Source organism: Streptomyces avidinii (assembly GCF_014650695.1).
Taxonomy (GTDB): Bacteria; Actinomycetota; Actinomycetes; order Streptomycetales; family Streptomycetaceae; genus Streptomyces; species Streptomyces avidinii.
The window spans coordinates 146,320-160,589 of record NZ_BMVL01000001.1 but is presented as its reverse complement, the minus strand read 5'-3'; the positions used below and the strand labels follow the sequence as shown (position 1 = coordinate 160,589).

General features: G+C 70.2%; 11 protein-coding genes. 4 read left to right on the top strand and 7 right to left on the bottom strand.

The window, feature by feature from the left end:
• The first annotated feature begins 151 nt into the window (after window positions 1–151).
• On the top strand, window positions 152–1,744 hold the full coding sequence (locus IE257_RS00760) for a Na+/H+ antiporter (protein ID WP_189963494.1): 1,593 nt from the start codon (window positions 152–154) through the stop codon (window positions 1,742–1,744).
• Window positions 1,745–1,753: 9 nt separating this feature from the next.
• Here IE257_RS00760 and IE257_RS00755 read toward each other — a convergent pair whose 3' ends face one another.
• Complete coding sequence (locus tag IE257_RS00755; RefSeq protein WP_189963492.1) at window positions 1,754–2,257, bottom strand: SRPBCC family protein; 504 nt, start codon at window positions 2,255–2,257, stop codon at window positions 1,754–1,756.
• Window positions 2,258–2,321: 64 nt separating this feature from the next.
• Here IE257_RS00755 and IE257_RS00750 point away from each other — a divergent pair, with 64 nt between their 5' ends.
• On the top strand, window positions 2,322–2,912 hold the full coding sequence (locus IE257_RS00750) for a TetR/AcrR family transcriptional regulator (RefSeq protein ID WP_189963490.1): 591 nt from the start codon (window positions 2,322–2,324) through the stop codon (window positions 2,910–2,912).
• Here the strand turns inward: IE257_RS00750 and IE257_RS00745 are convergent.
• Window positions 2,909–3,946, bottom strand: a complete 1,038-nt coding sequence (locus tag IE257_RS00745) for a mechanosensitive ion channel family protein (protein WP_189964671.1) — start codon at window positions 3,944–3,946, stop codon at window positions 2,909–2,911. The genes IE257_RS00750 and IE257_RS00745 overlap by 4 nt on opposite strands.
• A 36-nt stretch (window positions 3,947–3,982) precedes the next feature.
• Between IE257_RS00745 and IE257_RS00740 the strand changes: the two genes are divergently transcribed.
• On the top strand, window positions 3,983–4,552 hold the full coding sequence (locus IE257_RS00740) for a dienelactone hydrolase family protein (protein ID WP_189963488.1): 570 nt from the start codon (window positions 3,983–3,985) through the stop codon (window positions 4,550–4,552).
• Window positions 4,553–4,611: 59 nt separating this feature from the next.
• Here IE257_RS00740 and IE257_RS00735 read toward each other — a convergent pair whose 3' ends face one another.
• From IE257_RS00735 to IE257_RS00715, 5 genes are all read right to left on the bottom strand, one after another.
• Window positions 4,612–5,565, bottom strand: a complete 954-nt coding sequence (locus tag IE257_RS00735; RefSeq protein ID WP_189964669.1) for a zinc metalloprotease — start codon at window positions 5,563–5,565, stop codon at window positions 4,612–4,614.
• A 232-nt stretch (window positions 5,566–5,797) separates the two neighbouring features.
• Window positions 5,798–7,459, bottom strand: a complete 1,662-nt coding sequence (locus IE257_RS00730; RefSeq protein ID WP_189963485.1) for an alkaline phosphatase D family protein — start codon at window positions 7,457–7,459, stop codon at window positions 5,798–5,800.
• 129 nt (window positions 7,460–7,588) lie between these two features.
• Window positions 7,589–8,383: a DsbA family protein gene (locus IE257_RS00725; protein ID WP_189963479.1), complete on the bottom strand. Its 795-nt coding sequence runs from the start codon at window positions 8,381–8,383 to the stop codon at window positions 7,589–7,591.
• 48 nt (window positions 8,384–8,431) lie between these two features.
• Window positions 8,432–9,118, bottom strand: a complete 687-nt coding sequence (locus IE257_RS00720) for a hypothetical protein (protein ID WP_189963477.1) — start codon at window positions 9,116–9,118, stop codon at window positions 8,432–8,434.
• 38 nt (window positions 9,119–9,156) lie between these two features.
• Window positions 9,157–10,482: a DUF2252 domain-containing protein gene (locus IE257_RS00715; RefSeq protein WP_189963475.1), complete on the bottom strand. Its 1,326-nt coding sequence runs from the start codon at window positions 10,480–10,482 to the stop codon at window positions 9,157–9,159.
• Window positions 10,483–10,654: 172 nt separating this feature from the next.
• Between IE257_RS00715 and dnaE the strand changes: the two genes are divergently transcribed.
• Entirely contained in the window at window positions 10,655–14,197 is a 3,543-nt protein-coding gene (gene dnaE, locus IE257_RS00710) for a DNA polymerase III subunit alpha (protein WP_189963473.1), read from the top strand.
• The last annotated feature ends 73 nt before the right edge of the window (window positions 14,198–14,270 follow it).

Sequence of the window (14,270 nt, the reverse complement as noted above, 5' to 3'; positions counted from 1 at the left end):
GCCGTTGCCGGAGGCCGGGGCTATCTGTAGCCTCGCCGGCGATTGAGGCGCGGGCGCGGAGCGCCGTAGAGGTTCGGGGCGGAACCCCGACACGTGGGGCCCGCAGTTCATCACCGCACCGCCAAGCGCAGCGGACTGGCAGGGTGGGGGAGTGGATCAGCTAGCTCTGCTGTTCGTGCTCCTCCTCGGGGCCGTGGTCACGGTGCCGCTCGGGGACCGGCTCAAACTGCCCGCGCCTGTCCTCATGACCATCGGCGGGGTGATCCTCGCGCTGGTGCCTGCGGTGCCGAACGTCGAGATCCCGCCCGAGTTCATCCTGCCGCTGGTGCTGCCTCCGCTGCTGTACGCCTCCGTGCAGCGCACCTCCTGGCGGCAGTTCGCGGCCAACGTCCGGCCCATCCTGCTGCTGGCCGTGGCCCTGGTGTTCGTCACCACGGCGGCCGTGGCCGCCGTGGCCAACGCCGTCGTGCCCGGTCTGCCGCTCGCTGCCGCCGTCGCGCTCGGCGCGCTCGTCGCCCCGCCCGACCCGGTGGCCGCCACCGCCGTCGCCGGATCGCTGGGGCTCCCCCGCCGCATGGTGTCGATCCTGGAGGGCGAGGGACTCTTCAACGACGTGACGGCCATCGTGCTGTACCACGTGGCCGTCGCCGCAGTCGTCAGCGGCGGCTTCTCCTGGCCCGACGCGCTCGGGGAGTTCGTGCTCTCCGCCGTGGTGGCCGTGGCCGTCGGGCTCGCGCTCGGCTGGGCCACCCACCGGCTCATGGGCCTGCTCGGTGACGCCACCCTGCAGATCGGGCTGACGCTGCTGGTGCCCTTCGTCGCGTACGTCGTGGCGGAGGAGCTCCAGGGCTCGGGGGTGCTGGCCGTGCTCACGGCGGCCCTGTTCCTGGCCGAGTACGCGAGCGACGCCGACGACGTACTGGGGCGGCTCGCCGGTCACACCTTCTGGGAGGTCGTCGACATGCTGGTCACCGGCGTGGCCTTCGGCCTGATCGGGCTGGAGCTGCACAACGTCTTCGGCACGGCGAAGGACCGCGCGTGGGAGATGGCCGGCTGGGCGGCGATCGTGGTCGCGGTGGTGGTCGGGGTCCGGCTGGTGTGGCTGCTGCCGGCCGGCTGGCTCGCGCAGAAGCTGCACCAGCGGCGCGACTACGACGAGGAGATCCCGCTGAGCTGGCGGGAGAGCGTGGTGATGTGGTGGGCGGGGATGCGCGGGGTGGCCTCGGTGGCCCTGGCCCTGGCCATTCCGCTGCGGACGGACGCCGGTGAGCCCTTCCCCGGGCGGGACCAGATCATCTTCATCGCGTTCGCGGTGATCATGACGACCCTGGTGTGCCAGGGGCTGACCCTGCCGTGGCTGGTGCGGCGGCTGGGGGTGGAGGCCGACACGGACGCCGACCGGGATGCCGAGCGCCTTCTGGCGATTCGCGCGGCGAAGGCGGCCAAGCAGCGGCTGAGGGAGATCCAGGAGGTGGAGGACCTGCCGGAGGACCTGACCGAGCAGCTGTACCGGCGCGCGTACGACGTGGGGGCCAGGATCAGCCCCGACATGGTGGACGAGGAACGGCGCGAGGCGTACGCGAAGCGGGTGGAGCGGCTGCGCGACATCCAGCGGATCCAGCGCGAGATGATGTCGGCCGCCCGCCACGAGATCCTGGCCGCCCGCAGCGAACCCGGCTCCGACCCGGAGGTCGTGGACCGGGTGCTGCGGCACCTGGACGTACGCAGCCTGCGGGCCCCCTGAGGGCTGGGCCTAGGCGGGCCGGGACACGAGGCGTTCGAGTCCCCGGAGGAAGCGGACGTAGGGCGACCAGCGGGCCGGGCGGGCGATCGTGCCCGTGCACGCCAGTTCGGCGCGGTCCAGGCTGTCCTCCAGGAAGGCGTCGTGCGCCGGGCGGAAGGCCAGCGGCCAGGTGATGCGGCTGAGGCCGCGGACCGTCATCGCGACGGTGTGCCGCAGCACGGTGCGCTCGGCATCGACGGGCAGAACGGCGAACTCGTGGAAACCGTGGAATCCACGGGGCCCGGTGAAGGTGAAGCGGACCCAGGTCCCCGGCACGTACGCGGCCACCGTGTAGCGCACCGGTCCGTGTCCGCCCGCGGCCCCGACCCCCAGGGGGCGGTCGAGCTCCATGCTCTCCCACGAGCGCCAGGGCCACAGCGCGTCGTCCTCCCCGCGGGACAGCGTGTCGACGAGTGCGCCGACCTCGCTCCCCTTCGCCGCGATCAGACGCTCGTGCACGTTGTAGACACCCATGGGATGCTCCCCTCCAGATTATTAGAGATAGGTCTCTAATAATCTGGAGGGTACTCTCTGATTCATGGCGAGACCACCCCGCTTCGACACCGACCAGATCCTCGACGCCGCCGTCCGGCTCGCCGCCTCGGGCGGACCCGGCGGTGTGAGCATGTCCGCCGTCGCGCAGGCGATCGGCGCGCCCAGCGGCTCCATGTACCACCGCTTCGCCGGGCGCACCGCCCTGCTCGCCGAGGTGTGGCTGCGGACCGTCGAGCGGTTTCAGCGGGGCTACTTCGCCAGCCTGCACAGCGACCCGGACCCGCGGCCGGCCGCCCGTGCCGCCGCCCGGCACGTCGTGGCGTGGAGCCGCGCCCACCCCGAGGAGGCGGCACTCCTGCTCCACGGCCCGTGGGAGTTCGGCCGCGCCGACTGGTCCGAGGAGCACACCGCGCGAGCGGATTCCGGCAATCAGCGCGTGTACACCGCCCTCGGCGCGCTCGCCGAGTCGCTCGGCGCGACCGGTCCCCAGGACCGGGACCGCATCACCCTGGCCCTGGTCGACCTGCCGCTCTCGGTGGTCCGCCGCCACCTGCGCGCGGGCGAACCGCTGCCGCCGCACGCCGAGGACCTCGCCGAGGAGTGCGCGGCCGCGCTGCTGCCGACGGCTCCCTAGGGGGCCTCGGCGGCCGGGGCGGTGGCGATGCGTGGGAGGGCGTACGGGTGCTCGGCCACCAGCCAGGCGATCAGGCGTTCGCGCACCGCGCAGCGCAGCGTCCAGAGGTCGTCGGCGTCCTTCGCCGTGACCACCGCGCGGACCTGGACCGTGTGCGGTGTGGTGTCCGTCACGGCCAGCCCGCCACCGCGGCCGTCCCACTCGGGGATCTCCTTGAGGATGTCCAGGAGCCGCTCCCGCATCAGGTCGAGGGGCGCGCTGTGGTCCAGGTGCCAGAAGACCGTGCCGGTCATCTGCGCGCCGCCGCGCGACCAGTTCTCGTACGGCTTGCTCGTGAAGTACGAGACCGGCATCGTGATGCGCCGCTCGTCCCACGTGCGGACCGTCAGGAAGGTCAGGGTGATCTCCTCGACCCGGCCCCACTCCTTGTCGACCACCACGGTGTCGCCGATGCGGACGGTGTCGCCGAAGGCGATCTGGAGGCCGGCGAACAGGTTGCCCAGCGAGGCCTGGGCGGCGATGCCCGCCACGATGCCGAGGACGCCGGCGGAGGCCAGCAAGGAGGCGCCGACCGTCCGCATCGGCGGGAAGGTGAGCAGCATCGCCGCCACGGCGACCACGACCACCACCGCCGTGACCACCCGCTGGATCAGCGTGACCTGGGTGCGGACCCGGCGCACCCGGGCGTCGTCCTCGGTCGCGGCCGCGTAGCGCGCGTACGTCGAGTCGACCACGGCCGTCGCGATGCGCACGGCCAGCCAGGCCGCGGAGGCGATCAGGACGAGGGTGAGGAACCGGCCGACGCCGACGGGGTGGTCGGGGAGGATGCCCGCCCGCCGGTACGAGGCTCTGAGCAGCGAGGTGCACAGGACGACCTGGAAGGGCAGCCGGCAGCGGCGCAACAGCCCCCACAACGGGGTCTCGGTGTGCCGGGCATCGGCCCGGCGCAGCAGCAGGTCGAGCAGCCGGCCCGCGATCAGGGTGGCGACCAGGGCGCCGCCGATGACCGTCACGGGGCGCAGGACGTTCTCCATCTCCATGGGGATGAACGTAGCTGGCACGATGGAGGCATGAACATCATGCTTCTCCATTCGACGTACGGGCTGCGGCCCGCGGTGCACGCGGCGGCCGACCGGCTGCGCGCGGCCGGGCACCAGGTCCAGGTGCCGGATCTCTTCGAGGGACGCACCTTCGGGACCGTCGAGGAGGGCATGGCCCACCGGGACGAGATCGGCCGTGACGAACTGCTGAAGCGCGCGGTGCTGGCCTCCGCCCCCTACTCGGACCAGGGGCTCGTCTACGCGGGCTTCTCCTTCGGCGGTTCCGTCGCCCAGCACCTGGCGATGGCCGACGAGAAGGCGCGCGGACTGCTGCTCCTGCACGGGACGGCGGACCTGGAGGACGGCGCCTCGGTGGACGAGCTGCCGGTGCAGCTGCACATCGCGGACCCGGACCCCTTCGAGCCGCACGACTGGTTGACGGCCTGGTACCTGCGGATGCAGCGGGCGGGGGCCGACGTCGAGGTCCACAGCTACCCGGGTGCCGGGCACCTGTTCACCGACCCGGAGCTGGAGGACTACGACGCCGAGGCGGCCGAGCAGCTCTGGAAGGTCTCGATCGGCTTCCTCGACAGCCTGTAGGCGAAGAGACGGCAGGGGCCCGGCCCGGCGGATGCCGGACCGGGCCCCTGCCGCAGTCGTCAGCCCACGCGGTAGGCGGTCCAGCTGCTCGACATGCGAGCGACCTGGCCGGCGGTGAACTGGTACATGCAGGAGTCGTACGTGTAGTCCATGAAGTTGCGGATCGGGTCCGCGCCCGGCTTGCTGGCGCAGCTGTCGCGCCCGGTCGGGCACTCGTACGCGGCGCTCTTCTCGGCCGGGGTGTCGGAGACGTAGTCGCCGTTGCCGTTACAGCCGCCCTGGAAGGTGTGGTAGAGCCCCAGCCAGTGGCCGACCTCGTGAGTGGCGGTGTCACCCTCGTTGTAGTTGGCCGCGGAGCCGCCCGGCAGGGAGCTGTCGAGCACGACCACGCCGTCCATCTTGGGGCTGGAGGCGTAGGAGGTCGGGAAGGTCGCCCAGCCCAGCAGGCCGCCGGAGAGCTTGGCGGTGTAGAAGTTGAGCGCGCCCGGGCCGCCCTTGCGCAGGGTGTTCTTCATGTCCTTCTCGGCCTGGGAGCCGGAGGCCAGGTTGTACCAGGACGCGTTGTCCGTGTAGTCGGTCGACGCCAGGGTGAACTGGAAGTTCGTGTTGACGTTGCCGGTGCCCTGGCCGCCGTAGGCCGCGTTGAGGACCGCGAGCTGCTTGCCTACGTCCGTGGCCGTCAGCTTTCCGGTGGTGCCGGAGTGCACGACGTGGAAGTACACGGGGATGGTCACCACGGCCTCGGCGGCGGCGAGGCTGCGCTGCGGCTGGTTCTTGAGGGCCTTGTCCAGCTTCGCCTTGAGGTCGGCGTCCATGGCCTTCGCCTGCGCGTCGGTGATCGCGTTGGGCTCGTCCGCGTGCTCGTCGTGAGCGCGGGCGACGCGGGCGTTCGCGGCGCCGGAAGCGGCGGGCTGGTCGGCGCAGACCTCGGCGGGGGACGTGGCGGCCGCGAGCGTGGTGGGGGCGGCGAGCGGGGTGAACGCCAGGGTTCCGGCCAGAACGGCCGTGCCCATCAGGCGGCGGCGGAGAAGGGGGGATATGCGGGCAGAAGCGCGCACGTGTGCTCCTCGCGTGGGGGGTTGTGGGGGGTGGTGGCCTGAAGGATCTTCTTCAGCTGGCGGGAAGCTTATGTGTTCATGACATATTCAGGTCAAGGGGCTTACGTAAAAGATTTGTTGCTTCTGATGCACATGGGGCGCCTGGTATGTACCAGGCGCCCCATGCGGCGAGAGAATTGACGGTGGATCAGCGAACGGGCTGATAGGCCCGCTCCACCTTCTGGGTCCCGTTCAGCGTCCGGTACGACCGGGTCCATGCGGATGTGGCACCCGGCTGCCGCTTGTCGGACACCGCGTAGTAGTCCATCTGCGAGCGCTCCGCCGTCACGTCCAGCACGCCGTAGCCGTGCGCGTCCATGTCGAGCCACTTCACGTGCCAGTTGGCGGCCCTGACGGCCGACTCGGCGACCAGGGAGAGGGTGTCCGGCAGGACGTGCAGGATGTCGTCGAGGTTGTCGGAGGTCACCGAGGTGACGACGAACTCGGTCGCCGCGGTGCCCGAGCCCGGGTAGGTGGCCATGTTCACCGGGACCTCGTTCGCCCAGGCCATGTGGATGTCGCCGGTCAGGAAGACGGTGTTCTTGACGCTGCGCTCCGTCAGGTGCCCCAGCAGCTCCTTGCGGTCGTCCGTGTAACCGTCCCACTGGTCCACATTGATCGCGATGCCGCCCTCGGGCAGGCCGAGCAGCTTGGTCAGCGGCTTCAGCAGGTGCGCGGGCAGCGAGCCGAAGGCCACGGGCGAGATCATCACCGAGGTGCCGACCAGCTTCCACGTCGCGGGCGAGCCCGCGAGGCCCGACTTGAGCCAGTCCAGCTGGGCGCGCCCGGTGATGGTGCGCTCCGGGTCGTCCACCGAGCCGCTGCCCACCTTCGTCTGCTGCGATCGGAAGGAGCGCAGGTCCAGCAGGTGCAGGTCGGCCAGGGTGCCGAAGCGCAGCCTCCGGTAGCAGGTCCCCGCGACGGACGCGCGTACGGGCATCCACTCGAAGTACGCCTGCTTGGCGGCGGCCGCGCGCGCCGCCCACTCGCCCTCGGCCCCCGCGGTGTGGTTCTCGGCGCCGCCGGCCCAGGCGTCGTTGGCGAACTCGTGGTCGTCCCAGATGGCTATGACCGGGTGCGCGTGGTGCAGGGCCTGGAGGTCGGCGTCCGTCTTGTACGTGCCGTGGCGGGTGCGGTAGTCGGCGAGGGAGACGATCTCGTGCTTCGGCTCGTGCTGGCGCACGACGTACTTCGCCTCCGGGTACCCCCCGGACTGGTACTCGTATATGTAGTCGCCCAGGTGCAGGATCGCGTGCAGGTCCGTGCGGGCGGCCAGGTGGCGGTAGGCGGAGAAGTAGCCGGCCTCCCAGTTGGCGCAGGAGACCACGCCGAAGCGGACCCCCGCGGTCGTCGTCTCGTGGGCCGGAGTGGTCAGGGTGCGTCCGGCGGGGGAGACGGCGGCGCCGGCGGTGAACCGGTACCAGTACGGCGTCTGCGGCTGGAGCCCGCGGACGTCCACCTTGACCGTGTGGTCGGTGGCGGCGCTCGCGGTGACGGCACCGGAGGCGACCACGTGGGAGAAGGCCTTGTCGGAGGCCACCTCCCAGCCCACCTGGGTGGCCGGGCCGAGACCGGATCCGGGTACTGCCTCGGGGGTCGGGGTGACGCGGGTCCACAGCAGGACCCCGTCGGGCAGCGGGTCGCCCGAGGCGACGCCGTGCAGGAAGGCGGGCGCGGTGCCCGCGGCATGGGCGGCCGAGGCGCCCAGCGAGGTGAGGGGGGCCAGTGCGGCCGTGGCCGCAGCGGCGAGGACGACCGTACGGCGGCGGGGGGTTGCCGCGGCCCGGGAAGAGGGGAGTTGACTGGTCACGGACCATCACATTACCGACGGGTACACCCCTGGGAACAGGTGTCGGAATGCAACGGGCGGGCGAACTCTGGGAGTTCGCCCGCCCGTTCAAGCGGCATGTCCGGAAACCGTATCCCGGACCGTCCGGAATCAGCCCTGCAGGGCCTTGTCGATCGCAGCGGTGAACAGCTCCGCCGTCTGCGGGGTGTCGATCTTCTTGCCGTCCATCTTCAGGGTCGGCGTGCCCTTCACCCCGGACTTGTCGAAGGCCTTCGACATCTCCAGCGCCCACCGGTCGTACGTACCGCCCTCGACGGCATTCTTGAACTCGGCGTTGCCCTTGAGCGCCGGGACCGTGTCCGCGACCTTCAGCAGGTAGTCGTCCTTGGCGAAGCTGTCGACGGTCTCCTCGGGGTGCAGCTCCTTGGAGTAGAGCGCCGCCTTGTACTCCAGGAAGGCCTCCGGGCTGACGTTCAGCGCCGCGCCCAGGGCGCTCAGCGCGTTCTTCGAACCCTCGCCCTTGACGGCGTTGTCGATGAAGGTGGCGCCGACGTACTGGAGCTTGTACTTGCCCGCGTCCACGTCCTTCTTGACCTGCGCACCGGCCGCCTGCTCGAAGGAGGCGCAGGCCGGGCAGCGCGAGTCCTCGTACAGCTCCAGGGTCTTCTTCGCGTCGGCCTTGCCGATGACGACCGTGGTGCCGTCCTCGCCCGTGGTGTTCTTCGGCTTGACCAGCTCGGCCTTGGCGGCCTTCTCCCAGTAGTCGGGCTCGTTGGCCTTCATGACCCCGTAGCCGATGACGCCGGCCAGCGCGAGCAGGGCCACGACCCCGCCGCCCACGAGCACCTGGCGGCGCACCTTGTCCTTCTTGGCCTGGGCCTCGCGCTCGGCGCGCAGCCGCTCGCGGGCCGCTGCCTTGTTCGCCTGGCTGTTGCGTGAACTCATCATGATCTCCGTGGGGTGTGACGTGCGAAAGGGACTGCCGTACGTGCGTCAGGCGCGGGCGAGCGCGCCGAGCACGGGGGGTCCCCGCCGTCCCACGGAGTGTGCGGGGAAGCGCGTACGCGCCCCGGCGCCCGGCAGGACCGACCGCAGCAGGGCCGAGGCCGGTCGGCGAGCCACCGCCACCGAAGCCACGGCCAGCAGCAGCGGCCGGAACGCGAAGGCGGCCACCGCCCGCAGCAGCCGGCCCAGCGCCCGTTCGCCGTGGCGCAGCCAGGCGGCGGCCAGCAGTCCGACCGAGACGTGGGCGCCGAGCAGCAGCCAGGGCGTGTACGGCCCGGGCGAGGACAGCAGCGCGGCCGCACCGGCCGGCCCGGTCACCTCGGTCAGCGGCCCGCCCACCGGCGCGCCGCCGCACAGGGCGTCCAGGCCCATGGCGCGCAGCGGACCCGCGACGGGGCCGCCGGCCGGGCCGTAGCAGAGGTGCTGCCCGGTGGTGAAGAGGGTGTCGGCGGCCAGCTCCAGCGGTACGAGCAGCCCGGCGATGGGGGCGAAGCCCCGCTCGCGGCCCGCGAGTGCGTAGGCGATCGCGAACACCCCTGCGAAGGCCCCGCCCACCAGCGCGGGCGGCAGCGGGACCTGGGACATCAGGACGTGCGAGCCGGACGAGAGCAGTACGACGAGCGCGCTGAACAGCGCGGCCCGCAGCCCCCTGAGTCCCGTCCCGGAAACGTCCATCCCGGCGAGTCTGCCATGCGTTCCTGTGGAACAGACGTTCAGGGAGTGAGACGCCCGTTACGGAACAGGTCCACGAAGATCTGGTGGTCGGCGCGCGCCCGGGCCCCGTACGCGTGCGCGAAGTCCACGAGCAGCTCCGCGAAGCCCTCCTCGTCGGCCGCGATCGCCGCGTCGATGGCCCGCTCGGTGGAGAACGGGACCAGCGTCTGCCCGCTCTCGTCCGCGTCGGCCGCCCCGTGCATGGTCGCGGTCGCCCGGCCCAGGTCCGCGACGACCGCCGCGATCTCCTCCGGGTCGTCCAGGTCCGACCAGTCCAGGTCCACCGCGTACGGAGAGACCTCCGCCACCAGCTGACCCGCCCCGTCGAGCTCCGTCCAGCCCAGCCACGGGTCGGCGTGCGCCTGCAGGGCGCGCTGGGAGATGACCGTACGGTGCCCCTCGTGCCGGAAGTACTCCCGCACCGCCCGGTCCGTGATGTGCCGGGAGGCCGCCGGGGTCTGCGCCTGCTTGAGGTAGATCACGACGTCGTTCTCCAGAGCGTCGCTGTGCCCCTCCAGCAGGATGTTGTAGGAGGGCAGGCCCGCCGAGCCGATCCCGACGCCCCGGCGCCCCACCACGTCCTTGACCCGGTAGGAGTCCGGCCGAACCAGGGACTCGTCGGGCAGGGTCTCCAGGTACCCGTCGAAGGCGGCCAGCACCTTGTAGCGGGTGGCGGCGTCCAGCTCGATGGAGCCCCCGCCGGAGGTGAAGCGGCGCTCGTAGTCCCGGATCTCCGTCATGGAGTCCAGCAGGGAGAACCGGGTCCGGGAGCGGGCCGAGCGCAGGGCGGCCAGCAGCGGGCCGTCGGCGGTGTCCAGCGTGAAGGAGGGCACCTCCTCGTGCTTGGCGCCCGCGGCCAGCCGGTGGATCCGCTCGCGGTAGGCGCCGGCGTAGATCCGCACCAGCTCGCTTATCTGGTCGTCGCTGAGCGCCTTGGTGTAGCCGATCAGGGCGACCGAGGCGGCGAACCGCTTCAGGTCCCAGGTGAAGGGGCCGACATAGGCCTCGTCGAAGTCGTTGACGTTGAAGATCAGCCGGCCGTTGGAGTCCATGTACGTGCCGAAGTTCTCGGCGTGCAGATCGCCGTGGATCCACACCCGGCCCGTCCGCTCGTCCAGGTACGGGCCGCCGTGCCGGTCCCGCTCCAGGTCGGAGTAGAAGAGGCAGGCCGTGCCCCGGTAGAAGGCGAAGGCCGAGGCCGCCATCTTGCGGAATTTGACCTGGAAGGCAGCGGGGTCGGCGGCGAGGAGCTCACCGAACGCGGTGTCGAACACGTCGAGGATCTGCTCGGCGCGCTGCTCGTCGGTCGTCTCGGGGACCGCCATGGCGGGTGCCTCCTGGTGCACGGGCTGTTTCAGGTTCCGACCGACTGGACGCCGGGTCGGCCCTCCTGGTTCTGCAACGCCCGACCGTACCGCTCAGTGCCCGTGATCTGTCACCCGGCCGACGTAGGATTCGAAGCTGCCCCCTCACCTCGCCCCCCGGAGGACCCGCGCCGTGACAAAGCCGCCGTTCACGCACTTGCACGTCCACACCCAGTACTCGCTGCTGGACGGTGCCGCGCGGCTGAAGGACATGTTCAACGCGTGCAACGAGATGGGCATGACGCACATCGCCATGTCCGACCACGGCAATCTGCACGGCGCGTACGACTTCTTCCACACGGCGCAGAAGGCCGGCATCACGCCGATCATCGGCATCGAGGCGTACGTCGCCCCCGAGTCCCGCCGCAACAAGCGGCGTATCCAGTGGGGCCAGCCGCACCAGAAGCGGGACGACGTCTCCGGTTCCGGTGGTTACACCCACAAGACCATCTGGGCGTCGAACGCCACCGGTCTGCACAACATCTTCCGGCTGTCCTCCGACGCGTACGCCGAGGGCTGGCTGACGAAGTGGCCGCGGATGGACAAGGAGACCATCTCCAAGTGGTCCGAGGGCCTGATCGCCTCCACCGGCTGCCCGTCCGGCGAGGTGCAGACCAGGCTGCGCCTCGGCCAGTTCGACGAGGCCGTGCAGGCCGCCTCGGACTACAAGGACATCTTCGGCGAGGGGCGCTACTTCCTGGAGCTGATGGACCACGGCATCGAGATCGAGCGCCGGGTCCGCGACGGGCTGCTGGAGATCGGCAAGAAGCTCGGCATCCCGCCGCTGGTGACGAACGACTCGCACTACACGTACGCGAGCGAGTCCGTCGCCCACGACGCCCTGCTCTGCATCCAGACCGGCAAGAACCTCTCGGACCCGGACCGCTTCCGCTTCGACGGCACCGGCTACTACCTGAAGTCCACCGACGAGATGTACGCGATCGACTCCTCGGACGCCTGGCAGGAGGGCTGCGCCAACACGCGGCTGGTCGCGGACCAGGTCGACACCGAGGGCATGTTCAAGTTCCGGAACCTGATGCCGAAGTTCGACATCCCGGACGGTCACACCGAGGTCAGCTGGTTCCGCGAGGAGACCATGCGCGGCATGCACCGCCGCTACCCCGGAGGCATTCCGGAGGACCGGATGCAGCAGGCCGAGTACGAGATGGACACCATCATCTCGATGGGCTTCCCCGGCTACTTCCTCGTGGTCGCCGACTTCATCATGTGGGCCAAGAACCAGGGCATCGCGGTGGGCCCCGGCCGAGGCTCCGCGGCCGGTTCGATCGTCGCCTACGCCATGGGCATCACCGACCTCGACCCGATCACGCACGGTCTGATCTTCGAGCGCTTCCTGAACCCCGAGCGCGTCTCCATGCCCGATGTCGACATCGACTTCGACGAGCGTCGGCGCGTCGAAGTGATCCGGTACGTGACCGAGAAGTACGGCGCCGACAAGGTCGCCATGATCGGCACGTACGGCACCATCAAGGCCAAGAACGCGATCAAGGACTCGGCCCGCGTGCTGGGCTACCCGTACGCCATGGGCGACCGGCTCACCAAGGCCATGCCCGCCGACGTCCTCGGCAAGGGCATCCCGCTCTCCGGCATCCTCGACCCGAAGCACCCCCGCTACGGCGAGGCCGGCGAGATCCGCGGGATGTACGAGAACGAGCCGGACGTCAAGAAGGTCATCGACACCGCCATGGGCGTCGAGGGCCTGGTCCGCCAGATGGGCGTGCACGCGGCCGGCGTGATCATGTCCAGCGAGACGATCACCGACCACGTACCCGTCTGGGTGCGGCACACCGACGGCGTCACCATCACGCAGTGGGACTACCCGAGCTGCGAGTCGCTCGGCCTGCTGAAGATGGACTTCCTCGGCCTGCGCAACCTCACGATCATGGACGACGCCGTCAAGATGGTGAAGGCCAACAAGGGGATCGACATCGATCTCCTGGGCCTGCCGCTCGACGACCCCAAGACCTTCGAACTGCTCGGCCGCGGTGACACCCTCGGCGTCTTCCAGTTCGACGGCGGCCCCATGCGCTCCCTGCTGCGCCTGATGAAGCCCGACAACTTCGAGGACATCTCCGCCGTCTCGGCCCTGTACCGGCCGGGCCCGATGGGCATGAACTCGCACACGAACTACGCCCTGCGCAAGAACAAGCAGCAGGAGATCACCCCGATCCACCCGGAGCTGGAGGAGCCCCTCAGGGAGATCCTCGGCGTCACCTACGGCCTCATCGTCTACCAGGAGCAGGTCCAGAAGGCCGCCCAGATCATCGCCGGGTACTCGCTCGGCGAGGCCGACATCCTGCGCCGCGTGATGGGCAAGAAGAAGCCCGAGGAGCTGGCGAAGAACTTCGTCATCTTCGAGGAGGGGGCCAAGAAGAAGGGCTTCAGCGACCAGGCCATCAAGGCCCTGTGGGACGTCCTGGTCCCCTTCGCCGGCTACGCCTTCAACAAGGCCCACTCGGCCGCGTACGGGCTGGTCTCCTACTGGACCGCCTACCTCAAGGCGAACTTTCCGGCCGAGTACATGGCCGGCCTGCTCACCTCGGTCAAGGACGACAAGGACAAGTCCGCGATCTACCTGAACGAGTGCCGCCGCATGGGCATCAAGGTGCTCCCGCCGAACGTGAACGAGTCCGAGCCGAACTTCGCGGCCCAGGGCGACGACGTGATCCTCTTCGGCCTCACCGCGGTGCGCAACGTCGGCACGAACGTCGTGGAGTCGATCATCAGGACCAGGAAGGCGAAGGGGAAGTTCTCCTCCTTCCCCGACTTCCTGGACAAGGTCGAGGCCGTCGTCTGCAACAAGCGCACGGTCGAGTCGCTGATCAAGGCCGGCGCCTACGACGAGATGGGCCACACCCGCAAGGGCCTGGTCGCACACCACGAGTCGATGATCGACAACGTGGTCGCGGTCAAGCGCAAGGAGGCCGAGGGACAGTTCGACCTGTTCGGCGGAATGGGTGACGAGAACGCGGGCGACGAGCCCGGCTTCGGCCTCGACGTGGAGTTCTCCGACGTCGAGTGGGAGAAGTCCTACCTGCTCGCCCAGGAGCGCGAGATGCTCGGTCTCTACGTCTCCGACCACCCGCTCTTCGGTCTGGAGCACGTGCTGTCCGACAAGACGGACGCCGGAATCTCCCAGCTGACCGGCGGCGAGCACTCCGACGGTGCGGTCGTCACCATCGGCGGCATCATCTCGGGCCTCCAGCGCAAGATGACCAAGCAGGGCAACGCCTGGGCCATCGCCACCGTCGAGGACCTGGCCGGCTCCATCGAATGCATGTTCTTCCCGGCGACCTACCAGCTCGTCTCCACCCAGCTGGTCGAGGACACCGTCGTCTTCGTCAAGGGCCGCCTCGACAAGCGCGAGGACGTCCCCCGCCTCGTCGCCATGGAGATGATGGTCCCCGACCTCTCCTCGGCCGGCACCAACGCCCCGGTGGTCCTCACCATCCCCACCGTCAAGGTCACGCCGCCGATGGTGACCCGTCTGGGCGAGATCCTGCGCCACCACAGGGGCAACACCGAGGTGCGGATCAAGCTCCAGGGGCCGCGGACCACGACCGTGCTCCGCCTCGACAAGCACCGCGTACAGCCCGACCCCGCCCTCTTCGGCGACCTCAAGGTGCTGCTCGGGCCGTCCTGCCTGGCCGGATAGTGCCCGCCCGGGGCACGACCCCGGCAGTACGCGCGGAAGGGCCCGCCCGGTGAACCGGGCGGGCCCTTCCGCA